The sequence below is a fragment of the Pseudomonas sp. JV241A genome (assembly GCF_900275665.1).
Lineage (GTDB): Bacteria > Pseudomonadota > Gammaproteobacteria > Pseudomonadales > Pseudomonadaceae > Aquipseudomonas > Aquipseudomonas wadenswilerensis.
In genome coordinates this window covers 13,769-28,420 of sequence record NZ_OPYO01000032.1, presented here as the reverse complement: position 1 = coordinate 28,420, position 14,652 = coordinate 13,769, and the positions used below count along the sequence as shown (strand labels likewise).

Annotated in this window: 18 protein-coding genes; 7 read left to right on the top strand and 11 right to left on the bottom strand. The window is 61.8% G+C overall.

Going from position 1 to position 14,652, the window contains the following annotated elements; translation table 11 throughout:
• The first annotated feature begins 1 nt into the window (after position 1).
• On the top strand, positions 2 to 1,441 hold the full coding sequence (tldD, locus tag JV241A_RS20155) for a metalloprotease TldD (RefSeq protein WP_134064175.1): 1,440 nt from the start codon (positions 2 to 4) through the stop codon (positions 1,439 to 1,441).
• A gap of 42 nt (positions 1,442 to 1,483) precedes the next feature.
• On the opposite strand, the gene yjgA is transcribed toward tldD, so the two are convergent.
• Entirely contained in the window at positions 1,484 to 2,005 is a 522-nt protein-coding gene (yjgA, locus tag JV241A_RS20150) for a ribosome biogenesis factor YjgA (protein ID WP_115088594.1), read from the bottom strand.
• 108 nt (positions 2,006 to 2,113) lie between these two features.
• Between yjgA and pmbA the strand changes: the two genes are divergently transcribed.
• From pmbA to JV241A_RS20120, 6 genes are all read left to right on the top strand, one after another.
• Positions 2,114 to 3,460: a metalloprotease PmbA gene (gene pmbA / locus JV241A_RS20145; RefSeq protein WP_115088593.1), complete on the top strand. Its 1,347-nt coding sequence runs from the start codon at positions 2,114 to 2,116 to the stop codon at positions 3,458 to 3,460.
• Between the two features lie 216 nt (positions 3,461 to 3,676).
• On the top strand, positions 3,677 to 4,078 hold the full coding sequence (locus JV241A_RS20140; RefSeq protein WP_134064173.1) for a FagA protein: 402 nt from the start codon (positions 3,677 to 3,679) through the stop codon (positions 4,076 to 4,078).
• On the top strand, positions 4,071 to 5,447 hold the full coding sequence (locus JV241A_RS20135) for a class II fumarate hydratase (protein WP_134064171.1): 1,377 nt from the start codon (positions 4,071 to 4,073) through the stop codon (positions 5,445 to 5,447). Before JV241A_RS20140 ends, JV241A_RS20135 begins: the two co-directional genes overlap by 8 nt.
• A gap of 27 nt (positions 5,448 to 5,474) precedes the next feature.
• On the top strand, positions 5,475 to 5,936 hold the full coding sequence (locus JV241A_RS20130) for a tetratricopeptide repeat protein (protein WP_134064169.1): 462 nt from the start codon (positions 5,475 to 5,477) through the stop codon (positions 5,934 to 5,936).
• 1 nt (position 5,937) lies between these two features.
• Positions 5,938 to 6,549, top strand: a complete 612-nt coding sequence (locus JV241A_RS20125; protein ID WP_134064167.1) for a superoxide dismutase — start codon at positions 5,938 to 5,940, stop codon at positions 6,547 to 6,549.
• An 11-nt stretch (positions 6,550 to 6,560) separates the two neighbouring features.
• Positions 6,561 to 7,454, top strand: a complete 894-nt coding sequence (locus JV241A_RS20120; protein ID WP_115088588.1) for a ZIP family metal transporter — start codon at positions 6,561 to 6,563, stop codon at positions 7,452 to 7,454.
• A 14-nt stretch (positions 7,455 to 7,468) separates the two neighbouring features.
• On the opposite strand, the gene JV241A_RS20115 is transcribed toward JV241A_RS20120, so the two are convergent.
• The 10 genes from JV241A_RS20115 to JV241A_RS20070 form a co-directional block, all read right to left on the bottom strand.
• A complete protein-coding gene (locus JV241A_RS20115; protein WP_115088587.1) occupies positions 7,469 to 7,741 on the bottom strand; it encodes an HPr family phosphocarrier protein in 273 nt (90 codons plus the stop codon).
• Positions 7,742 to 7,761: 20 nt separating this feature from the next.
• Entirely contained in the window at positions 7,762 to 8,616 is an 855-nt protein-coding gene (rapZ, locus tag JV241A_RS20110; protein WP_045196339.1) for an RNase adapter RapZ, read from the bottom strand.
• A gap of 2 nt (positions 8,617 to 8,618) precedes the next feature.
• On the bottom strand, positions 8,619 to 9,083 hold the full coding sequence (ptsN, locus tag JV241A_RS20105; RefSeq protein ID WP_115088586.1) for a PTS IIA-like nitrogen regulatory protein PtsN: 465 nt from the start codon (positions 9,081 to 9,083) through the stop codon (positions 8,619 to 8,621).
• A 12-nt stretch (positions 9,084 to 9,095) separates the two neighbouring features.
• Positions 9,096 to 9,404 carry a ribosome-associated translation inhibitor RaiA gene (gene raiA, locus JV241A_RS20100; RefSeq protein WP_010223385.1) on the bottom strand — a complete coding sequence of 103 codons (309 nt, stop codon included), beginning with the start codon at positions 9,402 to 9,404 and terminating at the stop codon, positions 9,096 to 9,098.
• An 81-nt stretch (positions 9,405 to 9,485) separates the two neighbouring features.
• Positions 9,486 to 10,979 (bottom strand): RNA polymerase factor sigma-54, encoded by a 1,494-nt coding sequence (locus tag JV241A_RS20095; RefSeq protein ID WP_115088585.1) that lies wholly within the window; start codon positions 10,977 to 10,979, stop codon positions 9,486 to 9,488.
• 179 nt (positions 10,980 to 11,158) lie between these two features.
• A complete protein-coding gene (gene lptB, locus JV241A_RS20090; protein ID WP_038996944.1) occupies positions 11,159 to 11,884 on the bottom strand; it encodes an LPS export ABC transporter ATP-binding protein in 726 nt (241 codons plus the stop codon).
• Positions 11,885 to 12,409 (bottom strand): lipopolysaccharide transport periplasmic protein LptA, encoded by a 525-nt coding sequence (gene lptA, locus JV241A_RS20085; protein ID WP_010223382.1) that lies wholly within the window; start codon positions 12,407 to 12,409, stop codon positions 11,885 to 11,887. It lies immediately after the preceding gene.
• The gene (gene lptC, locus JV241A_RS20080; RefSeq protein ID WP_115088584.1) at positions 12,396 to 12,971 is read right to left on the bottom strand and encodes an LPS export ABC transporter periplasmic protein LptC; all 576 of its coding nucleotides are present in this window, start codon (positions 12,969 to 12,971) and stop codon (positions 12,396 to 12,398) included. The genes lptA and lptC overlap by 14 nt, the downstream gene beginning before the upstream one ends.
• Positions 12,972 to 12,979: 8 nt before the next feature.
• On the bottom strand, positions 12,980 to 13,504 hold the full coding sequence (locus JV241A_RS20075; protein WP_115088583.1) for an HAD family hydrolase: 525 nt from the start codon (positions 13,502 to 13,504) through the stop codon (positions 12,980 to 12,982).
• Complete coding sequence (locus tag JV241A_RS20070; RefSeq protein WP_115088582.1) at positions 13,505 to 14,479, bottom strand: KpsF/GutQ family sugar-phosphate isomerase; 975 nt, start codon at positions 14,477 to 14,479, stop codon at positions 13,505 to 13,507.
• Positions 14,480 to 14,652 lie beyond the last annotated feature (173 nt).

Below are 14,652 nucleotides of genomic sequence, written 5' to 3'. Positions count from 1 at the left end.
TATGAGCGAGATGTTATCCACTGTCAGCGAACACCTGCTGGCGCCGGGCGGCCTGACCCTCGACAGCCTGCAGTCGGTGCTGGGCGAGCTGGCCGGGCCAGGCATCGATGCCGCCGACCTGTACTTCCAGGGGCAGATTTCCGAATCCTGGGCGCTGGAAGACGGCATCGTCAAAGAAGGCAGCTTCAATCTTGACCAAGGCGTGGGCGTGCGTGCCCAGTCCGGCGAGAAGACCGGCTTTGCCTACAGTAACGCCATCAACCTTGAAGCCCTGACCTCGGCGGCCCGCGCGGCCCGTTCGATTTCCCGTGCCGGGCAGAACGGCAGCGTGCAGGCGTTCAACAGCCAGGACGTTACCCAGCTGTATGGCACCGACAACCCGCTTGAGGTGATCAGCCGCGCCGAAAAGGTCGAGCTGCTCAAGCGCGTCGACGCCGCCACGCGCAAGCTCGATCCACGTATCCAGCAAGTCAACGTGAGCATGGCCGGGGTCTGGGAGCGCATTCTGGTCGCCGCCGCCGATGGCAGCCTGGCGGCCGACATTCGCCCGCTGGTGCGCTTCAACGTCAGTGTCATCGTTGAGCAGAACGGTCGCCGCGAACGTGGCGGTCATGGTGGTGGCGGGCGCACCGATTACCGCTATTTCACCGACGAACGGGTCATGGGCTTTGCCCGTGAGGCCTTGCGTCAGGCACTGGTCAACCTCGAAGCCATTCCGGCGCCGGCCGGTACCCTGCCGGTGGTGCTCGGTTCGGGCTGGTCCGGGGTGTTGCTGCACGAGGCGGTGGGCCATGGCCTGGAAGGCGACTTCAACCGCAAGGGCAGCTCGGCCTACAGCGGCCACATGGGCGAGAAGGTCGCCTCGAGCCTGTGCACCATTGTCGATGACGGTACCCTGGAAGGCCGCCGTGGTTCGCTGAGCGTCGATGACGAAGGTACGCCGACCGAGTGCACCACGCTGATCGAGAACGGCATTCTCAAGGGCTACATGCAGGATAAGCTCAATGCCCGCCTGATGGGCATGGCCCGCACTGGCAACGGCCGCCGCGAATCCTACGCGCACCTGCCGATGCCGCGCATGACCAACACCTACATGCGTGCCGGCGACAGCGACCCGGCAGAAATCATCGCTTCGGTGAAAAAGGGCATCTACTGCGCCAACCTCGGCGGTGGCCAGGTGGACATCACCAGCGGCAAGTTCGTGTTCTCTACCAGCGAGGCGTACCTGATCGAAGACGGCAAGATCACCGCCCCGGTCAAAGGCGCAACCCTGATCGGCAACGGGCCGGAAGCCATGAGCCGGGTATCGATGGTCGGCAACGACCTGTCACTGGACAGCGGTGTCGGTACTTGTGGCAAGGATGGGCAATCGGTGCCGGTGGGCGTTGGCCAGCCGACCCTGAAGATCGATGCGATCACCGTCGGTGGCACGGGCGCATGAAGATGAAACCGGGCAGGCAGGGCGCCTGCCCGTGTGCGGGGCTCAACGCAGGCCGCGTTGGACCTCGTCGAGTTCGCGGATGTACTTGAAGATCTTGCGGCTCGCGCTTGGTGCCTTGTTGCGCGCAAGCTCGTGCTGGGCCTGGCGGATCAGCGAGCGTAGCTGCTGGCGATCGGCTTCCGGAAACTCCTGGACGAACTTCTCCAGGACTTCGTCGGTACCGTCGATCAGCCGGTCGCGCCAGCGTTCGAGGTTGTGGAACCGCTCGTTGTACTGGCGCGAGGATGCGTCGAGCTGGTCAAGCAGGGCATTGATCGCGTCGATGTCCTGGTCGCGCATCAGCTTGCCGATGAACGACTTGTGACGCCGCTTGGCCTCGTTCGCGGTGTGCCGCTTGTGTTCTTCCAGAGCCGCGCGCAGCTCGTCGGTCAACGGCAGTTTGGCCAGGGTGTCGGGCTTGAGCGTGGTGAGGCGCTCGCCCATGTCGACCAGCGCCTGCATCTCGCGCTTGATCTGGGTTTTGCTTTTTTCGCCGTCAAAGGCGGTGTCGTAAGAATCAACCATGGGGGCAGTCCGCTGAGAATCGCCGCCATGATAACCAGTCGGGGGCCGCTTGTCCGGTCCGGTCGTAGATTGACCCGTGCCGAACGCAGAATTTGAGTGGAGAAAACCATGAGTGCAGTCCAGAGCGTAGGTCCGCAGGCCCTGCCGGCGTTGCAGGAACAGGTCGAACAGATCATCGCCGAAGCCAGGCGCCAGGGTGCCAGTGCCTGTGAAGTGGCGGTATCGCTGGAGCAGGGGCTGTCGACCTCGGTGCGCCAGCGCGAAGTCGAGACCGTCGAGTTCAACCGCGACCAGGGCTTTGGTATCACCCTGTACGTGGGGCAGCGCAAGGGCTCGGCGAGCACTTCGGCCAGCGGCAGCGAGGCGATCCGGGAAACCGTTGCCGCGGCCCTGGCGATTGCCAGGCACACCTCCGAAGACGAGTGCGCCGGGCTTGCCGACCCGGCGCTGATGGCCCGTGAACAGCCGGATTTCGACCTGTATCACGCCTGGGACATCACCCCCGAGCAGGCCATCGAAAAGGCCCTGGAGTGCGAGGCTGCGGCGTTCGACACCGATGCGCGGATCAAGAACGCCGACGGCACCACCCTCAACACTCACCAGGGCTGCCGCGTCTATGGCAACAGCCATGGCTTCATCGGCGGCTACGCCTCGACCCGGCACAGCCTGAGCTGCGTGATGATCGCCGAAGCCGACGGGCAGATGCAGCGCGACTACTGGTATGACGTCAACCGCCAGGGCGAATTGCTGGCTGACCCGCGCAGCATCGGTATACGCGCCGCGCAACGGGCGGCGAGCCGCCTGGGCGCACGCCCGGTGCCGACCTGTGAAGTGCCGGTGCTGTTCTCGGCCGAGCTGGCGGGCGGGTTGTTCGGCAGCTTCCTCTCGGCGATTTCCGGCGGCAACCTGTACCGCAAGTCATCGTTCCTCGACGGCGCCATGGGCCAGCGCCTGTTCCCTTCCTGGTTGACCCTGGACGAGCGTCCGCACCTGCAAAGGGCGCTGGCCAGTGCTGCGTTCGACGGTGACGGCCTGGCGACCTACGCCAAACCGTTCGTTGAAAATGGCCAGCTGGTGTCCTACGTACTGGGTACCTATTCCGGGCGCAAGCTCGGCTTGCCGAGTACTGCCAACGCCGGTGGCGTGCATAACCTGTTTGTTACCCATGGTGTAGAAGACCAGCCTGCCTTGCTGCGGCGCATGGGCCGTGGCCTGTTGGTCACCGAGCTGATGGGCCATGGCCTGAACATGGTGACTGGCGACTATTCCCGTGGTGCCGCAGGTTACTGGGTAGAAAACGGCGAGATTCAGTTCGCCGTTCAAGAAGTGACGATCGCCGGCAATATGAAGGATATGTTCCAGCAAATCGTCGCGATTGGTAATGATCTGGAAACCCGCAGCAATATCCACACAGGCTCCGTGTTGATCGAGCGGATGACCGTAGCGGGCAGTTAAGCCCCTACCGGCCTCATTGCTGGCAAGCCAGCTCCCACAATGGTTCGATGTAAGCTGGACCTGTGGGAGCTGGACTTGCCAGTGATCGAGCGCGCAGAGCCCGTTCCTACACCCCCTCCAAAAGCCCGGCCATGTGTCGGGCTTTTTGTTTTTCTTTTTTCATTTCCTTGAACTGATTCTGATTATCACTTAATAATGAATATCATTATCTAGGCGATGATGTTCATGAAACCAGTCCTCCACGAATTGCCCTACCTGGAAAACTGGCGCTGGCTGAGCCGGCGCATTCGCTGTGCCCTTGACCCGGACGAGCCGCGGCTGATCGAACACTACCTCACCGAAGGCCGCTATCTGGTGTGTTGCACCGATACCAGCGCCTGGACCGTCGCCTTGACCTCTTTCCACCTGCTGCTGGATACCGCCTGCGATCGCGCGCTGCCCTGGCATTGGCGCTGCCTGTGCCTGGACCAGGCCTGGCGACCGCTGCTGGAACTGCGCAACCTCGACCGTCGCGAACACAACCAGCGCTGGCAGCCCTTCGCCCTGCAACTGGCGAACTGCGTGCTGCTGCCTTCGATTTCCTACGATGAACTGATGCAAGGACTTGATGATGAGTAATACCCGTATCGAGCGCGACAGCATGGGTGAACTGCTGGTGCCGACCGAGGCCCTGTATGGCGCTCAGACCCAGCGCGCGGTGAACAACTTCCCGATCAGCCAGCAACGCATGCCGACCCAGTTCATCCGCGCGCTGCTGCTGGCCAAGGCTGCCGCGGCCAAGGCCAATATCGAGCTCAAGCAGCTGGACCAGGCCCGTGGCGAGGCGATCGTCAACGCCGTGGAGCAACTGCTGGCGGGCGATTTCATGCAGCACTTCCCGGTGGATATCTTCCAGACCGGTTCCGGGACCAGCTCGAACATGAACGCCAACGAGGTGATCGCCACCCTGGCCAGCCGCGTGCTGGGCGACACGGTCAACCCCAACGATCACGTCAACTGCGGGCAAAGCAGCAACGACATCATTCCCACCACCATTCATGTCAGTGCCGCCCTGGCGTTGCACGAGCAGCTGCTGCCGGCGCTGAACCACCTGGTCAAGGTGATCGACGCCAAGGCCGAGCAGGTGCATCCGTTCATCAAGACCGGCCGCACCCACCTGATGGACGCCATGCCGGTGCGCATGAGCCAGGTATTGGGTGGTTGGGCGGCGCAGATCAAGGCGGCCATCGGCCATCTACAGGCCACCCTGCCAAGCCTGCAGGCGCTGGCCCAGGGCGGCACTGCCGTAGGTACCGGCATCAATGCCCACCCTGAATTCGCCGCGCGCTTCAGCCAGCAACTGACCGCGCTGACCCGCGTCGAATTTGTCCCGGGGCAGAACCTGTTCGCCCTGATCGGCTCGCAGGACACAGCCGTGGCGGTGTCCGGTCAGCTCAAGACCGCCGCCGTGGCGCTGATGAAGATCGCCAACGACCTGCGCTGGATGAACTCCGGGCCGCTGGCAGGCCTTGGCGAAATCGAGCTCGAAGGGTTGCAGCCGGGCTCCTCGATCATGCCGGGCAAGGTCAATCCGGTGATTCCGGAAGCGACCGCCATGGTTGCCGCGCAGGTTATCGGCAACGACGCAACCATCGCCGTGGCCGGGCAGTCGGGCAACTTCGAGCTCAACGTGATGCTGCCGATCATCGCCCAGAACCTGCTCAGCAGTATCGAGCTGATGGCCAACGCCAGCCGCTTGCTGGCCGACAAGGCGATTGCCAGCTTCAAGGTCAATGAGCCCAAGCTCAAGGAAGCGTTGGCGCGCAACCCGATCCTGGTGACCGCGCTGAACCCGATCATCGGCTACCAGAAGGCTGCCGAGATCGCCAAGACCGCCTACAAGCAGGGACGCCCGATCATTGACGTGGCCCTGGAACATACCGACCTGCCGCGCAGCCAGCTTGAAGCGCTGCTCGACCCGGAAAAGCTCACCGCTGGCGGGATCTGAGCCGGTCCACCGCTCTGGAGGTTTGCCATGCAGCACTGGAAACGCACCACCGAAATTGCCAACTGCCTGTTCGAACAGGGCGAGCTGGTCGACGCCCGCGAGTTGTATCTGCAGGCCCTGGCGCTTGCCCAGGTGTTGTTCGAGCGCTGGCATGACGCCGACGAGGCGGTGGCCGTTTGTGTCATCGCTCACCACAACCTGGCCGACCTGCACCTGCGCCTGAATCAGCCGCAGGAAAGCGCCGAGTACCTCTGCGCCATTCATCAGCGGCTGTTACAGACCGCCCAGGATCCGCGCATGGCGCCGATGCTGCGCACAGCTGCGCTGCGCCACAGCAGCAAGACCTACACCGAGTTGTTGAGCTTCATCGGCGAGTACGGCCAGTACCCGCGTACCGAACGCCTGCTCTACCGGCACGAGCCGCAGCCGGCCCTGCATGCCGGCCAGGAAAGCGCCGGGCCTTCACCCCTACAATATGGAATCCAGTGAAATGCCTTACACCTTGCCTGCATTGCCCTACGCCTACGATGCGCTGGAACCGCACATCGATACTCAGACCATGCAGATTCACCACAGCAAGCACCACCAGACCTATATCAACAACCTCAATGCGGCGGTAGAAGGCAGCGAGTATGCCGAGTGGCCGGTGGAAAAACTGGTCGCCAGCGTCAGGCAGTTGCCGGAGAAGTTGCAGAACGCAGTGATTAACCAGGGCGGCGGCCACGCCAACCATTCGCTGTTCTGGAGGGTGATGTCGCCCAAGGGCGGGGGCTTGCCACAAGGCGCCGTGGCCAAGGCCATCGAGGAGCAATTGGGTGGTTTCGACGCCTTCAAGGAGGCTTTTACCAAGGCTGCGCTGACCCGTTTCGGCAGCGGCTGGGCCTGGTTGAGCGTGACCCCGGCCAAGACCCTGGTGGTCGAAAGCAGTGGTAACCAGGACAGCCCGCTGATGAACGGCAACACGCCGATACTCGGCCTGGACGTCTGGGAGCATGCTTACTACCTGCTGTACCAGAACCGCCGTCCGGAATACATCAACGCGTTCTACAACGTGATCGACTGGTCCGAGGTAGAGCGTCGTTACGCAGCCGCGCTTGTGTGAGTCGCGCTGGTATGCGTTCGGATGTGATGTCCATTGCCGGAGTGCGGCTGTTTCGCCTGGCGCTCGGTACCCTGTTGTTGCTGGTCGGCTTCGCGCTGCTGGTGGCTCAGGGTATCGCCTGGCTTGATCTTGAGCCGCGCATGTTGCGGGCACTTGAAGGCGGTGCGCTGTGCGCCCTGGGCACTGCCCTGGGCGCCGTGCCGGTGCTGGTGATCCGCAACATGCCGGTGGCGCTCGCCGATACCCTGCTGGGCTTCGGGGCCGGGGTGATGCTGGCAGCCACGGCTTTCTCGCTGATCATTCCCGGGCTGGATGCCGCCCAGGCCATTGGCCTGGGTAAATGGGGTGCGGGTGGGTTGGTCAGCTTCGGCTTGTTGTTCGGGGCCTTCTGTCTGTACCTGGTGGACCTGAAGGTCTCCGGCGCTTCACCGGAGGCGCTGGTCGGCACTGCCCAGCAGCCGGTGATCGCCGCGCGGATCTGGGTGTTCGTCATCGCCATCATTGCCCATAACATTCCGGAAGGGATGGCCATTGGCGTGTCTGCCGGCGGCGGCATGCCTGATGCCGACAGCCTGGCCATGGGTATCGCCTTGCAGGATGTGCCCGAAGGCCTGGTCATCGCCCTGGTGCTGGCAGGGGCGGGGATGGCCCGCTTCAAGGCGTTTCTGATCGGTGCGGCTTCAGGTCTGGTCGAGCCGCTGGCGGCGGTGGTGTGCGCCTGGCTGGTTAGCGTGGCGGAGTTGTTGCTGCCATTGGGGCTGGCTTGCGCGGCGGGTGCGATGTTGCTGGTGGTGACCCAGGAAATCATTCCGGAATCACGCAGCAATGGCCATCACCGGCTGGCCAGTCTTGGCCTGTGCATCGGCTTCTGCCTGATGATGGTGATGGATACGGCGCTTTCGTGAGAAAACGGGGGCGGTTACTCGCCCTCGTCGAAGTAATTGTTGATCAGCTCGATCAGGGCCTTGAGTGCATCATCGTCCTGTTCGCCCTCTGTGTGCAGATGAATGGCGGTGCCTTTACCGGCCGCCAGCATCATGACCGCCATGATGCTCTTGCCATCGACCAATGATTCCGGGGCTCGGCCAACGCGAACCTGGCAGGGGAACCTGCCAGCGACTCCAACGAACTTTGCCGCCGCCCGGGCGTGCAGCCCCAGCTTGTTGATGATGGTGATTTCTTTTGCGGGCATCGAGGCGCTGGTCCTGTGGGCTAGAGGTCGCGGTGGCGGACCTGGACGTTCTTTAACGATTGTTGCAGTAACTGGCCCAGGCGCTCGGTCAGGTACACCGAACGGTGGTGGCCGCCAGTGCAGCCAATGGCAATGGTGACATAAGCACGGTTGCTGGCGGCAAAGCGTGGCAACCATTTGAGCAGGTAGCTGGAGATGTCCTGGAACATGTCCTCGACATCCGGCTGCGCTGCCAGGTAATCGATTACCGGTTGCTCGAGGCCCGAATGGTCACGTAGTTCCGGCTTCCAGTAGGGGTTGGGCAGGCAACGCACATCGAACACCAGGTCGGCGTCTACCGGCATGCCGCGCTTGAAGCCGAAGGACTCGACCAGAAATGCCGTGCCTGGCTCCGGCTGGTTGAGCAGGCGCAACTTGATCGAATCACGCAGCTGATACAGGTTCAGGTTGGTGGTGTCGATTTTCAGGTCGGCGAGGTCAGCGATCGGCCCGAGCAGTTCACTTTCGACCTCGATCGCTTCGGCCAGCGAGCGTTCGTTGTTGGTTAGCGGGTGGCGGCGGCGGGTTTCCGAGAAGCGTTTGAGCAGGGTTTCTTCATCGGCATCCAGGTACAACACGTCACACTGGATGTGCCGGCTACGGGCGTCCTCAAGCAACTCGGGAAAGCGCGAGAGGTGGCTGGGCAGGTTGCGCGCGTCAATCGATACGGCCACTTTGGGCTGCATCAATTCAGTGTTGATCAGGGCGCTTTCGGCCAACTGCGGCAGCAAGCCCGCCGGCAGGTTGTCGATGCAGTAGTAACCGTTGTCCTCAAGTACATCGAGGGCGGTGCTCTTGCCGGAGCCGGACCGGCCGCTAACGATGATCAAGCGCATGTTCAGTGCCCGTTTTGTACGTCCAGCACGACCTGGTACAAGGATTCGTTACTGGTGGCCGCACGCAGTTTTTCGCGTACGTCCTTGCTATCGAGCATGCTGGCGATCTGGCGCAGCAGCTCCAGGTGCGCATCGGTAGCCGCTTCCGGGACCAGCAGTACGAACAGCAGGTCGACCGGAGCGCCATCGATGGCGTCGAAATCGATAGGGGCGTCAAGGTGCAACAGTGCGCTGACCGGCGATTCGCAGCCCTTGAGGCGGCAATGCGGAATGGCAATGCCGTTGCCGAAGCCGGTAGAGCCCAGTTTTTCCCGGGCGATCAGGGCTTCGTACACGTCCTGGGTGTCCAGCTCGGGCACTTGTTTGCCGATCAGATTGGCGATCTGTTCGAGCGCACGCTTTTTACTGCCGCCCGGCACGTTCACAAGGGAACGGCCGGGGGTCAGGATGGTTTCAAGTCGGATCATGGATGAGGGGGATCAGCGGGCCGCTGCACCTTGCAGCAGGCTTTGCTGTTTTTCCTTGTGTTTTTTCAGTTGGCGGTCGAGCTTGTCAGTCAAGGCATCGATCGCTGCATACATGTCTTGGTGTTCGGCATTTGCAACCACTTCGCCGCCGGGAATGAACAGCGTTGCTTCAATCTTCTGCTGCAACTTCTCGACCTTCATGATTACCGTCACATTGGTAATCTTGTCGAAATGCCCCTCCAGCCGTTTCAATTTTTGCTCGACGTACTCACGCAGGGGCTGAGTAACTTCTACATGCTGTCCACTGATATTGACTTGCATACAGCTTCTCCTTTGTTGCCGGTGCATAAGAGGCAGGTGTTGCGCCTGCCACTGAACTGCGGTGGCACACCTCAGGAGCCGTTACATCAATCGCTTGCGCTCGCTCGACGGTGCAATGCCGAGGGACTCGCGGTACTTGGCGACGGTGCGACGTGCTACCTGGATGCCTTGTGCCTCCAGTAAACCAGCGATCTTGCTGTCACTCAATGGCTTTTTCTGATTTTCCGCTGCAACCAGTTTTTTGATGATCGCGCGGATCGCCGTGGACGAGCATTCGCCGCCTTCGGAGGTGCTGACGTGGCTGGAGAAAAAGTACTTCAGCTCGTAAATACCGCGGGGCGTGTGCATGTATTTTTGCGTGGTCACCCGGGAAATCGTCGACTCGTGCATGCCCACTGCTTCGGCGATATCGTGCAACACCAGCGGTTTCATCGCTTCGTCGCCATGATCGAGGAAGCCACGCTGGTGCTCGACGATCTGGGTGGCGACCTTCATCAGGGTCTCGTTGCGGCTTTGCAGGCTCTTGATGAACCAGCGCGCTTCCTGCAGCTGGTTGCGCATGAAGGTGTTGTCGGCGCTGGTGTCGGCGCGGCGAACGAAGCCGGCGTACTGCGGGTTGACCCGCAGGCGGGGGACCGCTTCCTGGTTGAGCTCGACCAGCCAGCGTTCGTTGTCCTTGCGCACGATCACGTCCGGCACCACGTATTCGGCTTCGCTCGACTCGATTTGCGAGCCGGGGCGCGGGTTGAGGCTCTGTACCAGCTCGATGACCTGGCGCAGTTCGTCTTCCTTGAGCTTCATGCGGCGCATCAGCTGGCTGTAGTCGCGGCCACCGAGCAGGTCGATGTAGTCGCTGACCAGGCGCTGGGCTTCGGCCATCCACGGCGTGCGCGGCGGCAGCTGGCGCAGTTGCAGCAACAGGCACTCGCTGAGGTTGCGCGCGCCGATGCCGGCCGGTTCGAACTGTTGAATACGGTGCAGCACGGCCTCGACTTCATCCAGCTCGATGTCGAGCTCGGGGTCGAAGGAATCACAGACTTCTTCCAGGGTTTCGTCGAGGTAGCCCTGGTTATTGATGCAGTCGATCAACGTCACGGCGATCAGCCGGTCGGTGTCGGACATCGGAGCCAGGTTCAGTTGCCAGAGCAGATGGCTTTGCAGGCTCTCGCCAACGGAGGTGCGGGTGGTGAAGTCCCACTCGTCATCGTCGTTGCTGGGCAGGCTGCTGGCGCTGGTCTGGTAGATGTCTTCCCAGGCGGTGTCGACCGGCAGCTCGTTGGGGATGCGTTCGTTCCACTCGCCTTCTTCGAGGTTGTCCACCGTCGGGGCGGTCTCCTGGAAGCTGGTTTCCTGAACTTCGGCGACGGGTTTGCTCTCGGCGTTGTCGGCCATCGGGTCGCTGTTGTCGAAGTCGTCGCCATCTTCCTGGCGCTCGAGCATCGGGTTTGATTCCAGCGCTTCCTGGATTTCCTGCTGGAGGTCCAGGGTAGAAAGCTGGAGCAGACGTATGGCCTGTTGCAACTGCGGGGTCATCGTCAGTTGCTGGCCCATTCTTAGGACGAGCGATGGTTTCATGGCAGGGGCTTAACACCTTATTTGCCGGCGCACATGCGCCATCCACTACAAGGGCACCGAAGCGCCAACTTTAAGCAAATTATATGCCTGAAATTGCAGCGTTTGCCTAGAGCGCCGTAACAATTAAGCCATGAACTGGCTTGATCGAGAGCGCTCTGGCAGCGCCTTACACCTTGAGCCTACAGGCGGAACTCATGGCCGAGGTAAACCTCTTTGACCAGATCGTTGGCCAGGATGGTTTCTGCATCGCCTTCGGCGATCAGTTGGCCATCGTTGACGATGTAAGCGGTTTCGCAGATATCCAGGGTCTCACGGACGTTGTGGTCGGTGATCAGAACGCCAATGCCCTTGGCCTTCAGGTGGTGGATGATCTGCTTGATGTCGCCGACCGAGATCGGGTCGACACCGGCAAAGGGTTCGTCGAGCAGAATGAACTTGGGCGCGGTGGCCAGGGCGCGGGCAATCTCGACGCGGCGGCGTTCGCCACCGGAGAGGCTCATGCCGAGGTTGTCGCGGATGTGGCTGATGTGGAATTCCTGCAGCAGGCTTTCCAGCTCTTTGCGCCGGCCATCGCGGTCCAGGTCCTTGCGGGTTTCGAGGATCGCCATGATGTTGTCGGCCACCGACAGCTTGCGGAAGATCGAGGCTTCCTGCGGCAGATAGCCAATGCCGGCGCGGGCGCGGCCGTGCATGGGCTGGTGGCTGACATCGAGGTCGTCGATCAGGACGCGGCCCTGATCGGCCTGGACCAGGCCGACGATCATGTAGAAACAGGTGGTCTTGCCGGCGCCGTTGGGGCCGAGCAGGCCGACGATCTGGCCGCTGTCGATCGACAGGCTGACGTCGCGAACCACTTGGCGGCTCTTGTAGCTCTTGGCCAGGTGCTGGGCTTTGAGGGTTGCCATTTACTCGGCCTTCTTCTTCGGCTGGATCACCATGTCGATGCGCGGACGCGACTCGGTGACTTTGCCACCGCGACCGGCGGTAGCGATCTGTTTCACCGTGTCGTAGACGATCTTCTCGCCTTCGGTGGTGTTGCCTTCGTTGATCACTTTGGCGCGGTCGATCAGGACGATGCGGTTTTGCGGCGCATTGTACTGGATGGTCTTGCCATAGCCTTGCATCTTGTCTGGCTTGGCCGCGCTCTGCTGCTGTTCGAAGTAGGCCAGGTTGCCTACCGAGGTCACCACGTCGATGTCGCCACCGGCAGTGCGGGTGATGGTCACGGTGTTGCCTTTGATCATCATCGAACCCTGGGTGATGATCACGTCACCGGTGTAGGTGGCGACGCCTTGTTTGTCATCCAGTTGAGCATGGTCAGCCTGGATACGGATCGGCTGGTCACGGTCGGTCGGCAGGGCCCAGGCGCTCGCGCTTCCCAGTGCTGCGCTCAGGCTGAGCAAAAAGGGGAGGGTTTTAACGAGCCTCATACTGTCCTCTTACGTTGGACAGCAGGTCCATCCTGCCGTCTTTCAAATACGCTTTCATTCCATTGCCCGTAGTTACGCCACCGGCGCCGTCGATTCTAACGGCTTGCTCGGTTTGCGCATATTGCTTCTGCGGGAATACCGTCATGCGGCTGGTGGTAATGATCATGGTGCGGTTTTTTTCATCGGTGCGGGCAACCCGTACCGAATCGATCAATTCGACTTCGCTGCCATCGGGGTTGACCTCGCCGCGCTCGCTCTGCACGTGCCACGGGTAGGTGGTGCCGCGGTACATCTGCAGGTCAGGCGTGGTCAGCAGGGTGACTTCGCTGACCTTGAGGTGTTCGACCTTGTCGGCGGTCATCTCGTACTGCATCTTGCCGTCAGGCAGGAACTGCACGCTATGGGCATTGATCGCGTAGTAGTCGATGGCGCTCTGGTCGGGCGCGGCTACCGGCTTGTTGTCGAGAAAGCTCTCGGGGCTGATGTTCCAGTAGCCAACCGCCACCAGCAAGGCGGCAAGCACACTGAACAGCGCAATGTTACGGATTTTCTTACTGAACATGTGTCGCTCTACAGGTAGTGGGCATTGGCCGCGTCCAGGTTGCCCTGGGCTTGCAGGATCAGTTCGCAGAACTCGCGGGCTGCGCCTTCGCCACCGCGCGCGCGGGTTACGCCATGGGCGTGCTCGCGGACGAAGGTAGCGGCATTGGCCACTGCCATGCCCAGGCCCACCCGGCGGATCACCGGCAGGTCGGGCAGGTCGTCGCCCAGATAGGCGACCTGTTCATAGCTTAGGTTGAGCTGGCCAAGAAGCTCGTCCAGAACCACCAATTTATCTTCGCGCCCCTGATACAGGTGGGGGATGCCGAGGTTCTTTGCCCGGCGCTCGACCACCGGGGTCTTGCGCCCGCTGATGATGGCGGTGGTCACGCCCGAGTTCATGAGCATCTTGATGCCCTGACCGTCGAGGGTGTTGAAGGTCTTGAATTCGCTGCCATCTTCGAGAAAGTACAGGCGTCCGTCGGTGAGTACGCCGTCTACGTCGAAAACCGCCAGTTTGATGGCCTTGCCGCGCTGGAGCAGGTCCTGGGTCATTTACATCACTCCCGCACGCAACAGGTCGTGCATGTTCAGGGCGCCGACCGGGCGCTCGTCCTTGTCGATCACCACCAGGGCGCTGATCTTGTGGTCTTCCATGATCTTCAGGGCTTCGGCGGCGAGCATTTCGGCGCGTGCGGTCTTGCCGTGGGCGGTCATGACGTCTTCGATGAGGGTCTTGTGTACGTCGATGTTGCGATCGAGGCTGCGGCGCAGGTCGCCGTCGGTGAAGATCCCGGCCAGCCGTCCGTCGGCTTCAAGCACCACGGTCATACCCAAACCTTTGCGAGACATTTCAAGGAGTGCGTCCTTGAGCAGGGTGCCGCGTTGTACTTGGGGCAGCTCTTCACCCGCGTGCATGACGTTCTCGACTTTCAGCAGCAGTCGTCGGCCCAGGGCGCCGCCTGGGTGCGAGAACGCGAAGTCTTCAGCGGTGAAACCACGGGCTTCGAGCAAGGCGATGGCCAGGGCGTCGCCCAGGACCAGGGCCGCGGTGGTCGAAGACGTCGGTGCCAGGTTCAGCGGGCAGGCCTCCTGGGCAACGCGGGCATCGAGGTTGACTTCGGCGGCCTTGGCCAGCGGCGAGTCGGGGTTGCCGGTGAGGCTGATCAGCTGGATGCCCAGGCGCTTGATCAGCGGCAGCAGGGTAACGATCTCGGCGGTCGAGCCCGAGTTGGACAGGGCCAGGATCACGTCATCACGGGTGATCATGCCCATGTCGCCATGGCTGGCTTCGGCCGGGTGGACGAAAAACGCCGGCGTACCGGTGCTGGCCAGGGTGGCGGCGATTTTGTTGCCGATGTGCCCCGACTTGCCCATGCCGACCACCACTACCCGGCCTTTGCTGGCCAGGATCAGCTCGCATGCCTTGACGAAATCGGCGTCGATGTGGGCCAGCAGGCCCTCAACCGCCTCGAGTTCGAAACGGATGGTGCGCTGCGCGGATTGGATCAGGTCGCTGGATTGGCTCATGTCGAAAATCGGATTGCCTGATGAAAAGGCGGCGATTATAGCGGTAAAGGGCAAAAGCCTCACCTTGTGATTGTCATACAGTCGTCCACTTAGCTTAACCATACCTGAACAAGCACCGTGGCGGCCTTGGGGCGGCCCTATCAGCGGTGCTATAGTTCGCCGCTGTTCGGCCC

Coding starts and splice junctions, on each gene's coding strand:
- lptB (WP_038996944.1), bottom strand. CDS start 11,884: ATGGCAACCCTCAAAGCCCAGCACCTGGCCAAGAGCTACAAGAGCCGC.
- JV241A_RS20140 (WP_134064173.1), top strand. CDS start 3,677: ATGATGTTCATGAAACCAGTCCTCCACGAATTGCCCTACCTGGAAAAC.
- JV241A_RS20125 (WP_134064167.1), top strand. CDS start 5,938: ATGCCTTACACCTTGCCTGCATTGCCCTACGCCTACGATGCGCTGGAA.
- rapZ (WP_045196339.1), bottom strand. CDS start 8,616: ATGCGCTTGATCATCGTTAGCGGCCGGTCCGGCTCCGGCAAGAGCACC.
- JV241A_RS20120 (WP_115088588.1), top strand. CDS start 6,561: ATGCGTTCGGATGTGATGTCCATTGCCGGAGTGCGGCTGTTTCGCCTG.
- yjgA (WP_115088594.1), bottom strand. CDS start 2,005: ATGGTTGATTCTTACGACACCGCCTTTGACGGCGAAAAAAGCAAAACC.
- pmbA (WP_115088593.1), top strand. CDS start 2,114: ATGAGTGCAGTCCAGAGCGTAGGTCCGCAGGCCCTGCCGGCGTTGCAG.
- lptC (WP_115088584.1), bottom strand. CDS start 12,971: ATGTTCAGTAAGAAAATCCGTAACATTGCGCTGTTCAGTGTGCTTGCC.
- JV241A_RS20095 (WP_115088585.1), bottom strand. CDS start 10,979: ATGAAACCATCGCTCGTCCTAAGAATGGGCCAGCAACTGACGATGACC.
- lptA (WP_010223382.1), bottom strand. CDS start 12,409: ATGAGGCTCGTTAAAACCCTCCCCTTTTTGCTCAGCCTGAGCGCAGCA.
- JV241A_RS20135 (WP_134064171.1), top strand. CDS start 4,071: ATGAGTAATACCCGTATCGAGCGCGACAGCATGGGTGAACTGCTGGTG.
- ptsN (WP_115088586.1), bottom strand. CDS start 9,083: ATGATCCGACTTGAAACCATCCTGACCCCCGGCCGTTCCCTTGTGAAC.
- JV241A_RS20070 (WP_115088582.1), bottom strand. CDS start 14,479: ATGAGCCAATCCAGCGACCTGATCCAATCCGCGCAGCGCACCATCCGT.
- JV241A_RS20075 (WP_115088583.1), bottom strand. CDS start 13,504: ATGACCCAGGACCTGCTCCAGCGCGGCAAGGCCATCAAACTGGCGGTT.
- JV241A_RS20115 (WP_115088587.1), bottom strand. CDS start 7,741: ATGCCCGCAAAAGAAATCACCATCATCAACAAGCTGGGGCTGCACGCC.
- tldD (WP_134064175.1), top strand. CDS start 2: ATGAGCGAGATGTTATCCACTGTCAGCGAACACCTGCTGGCGCCGGGC.
- JV241A_RS20130 (WP_134064169.1), top strand. CDS start 5,475: ATGCAGCACTGGAAACGCACCACCGAAATTGCCAACTGCCTGTTCGAA.
- raiA (WP_010223385.1), bottom strand. CDS start 9,404: ATGCAAGTCAATATCAGTGGACAGCATGTAGAAGTTACTCAGCCCCTG.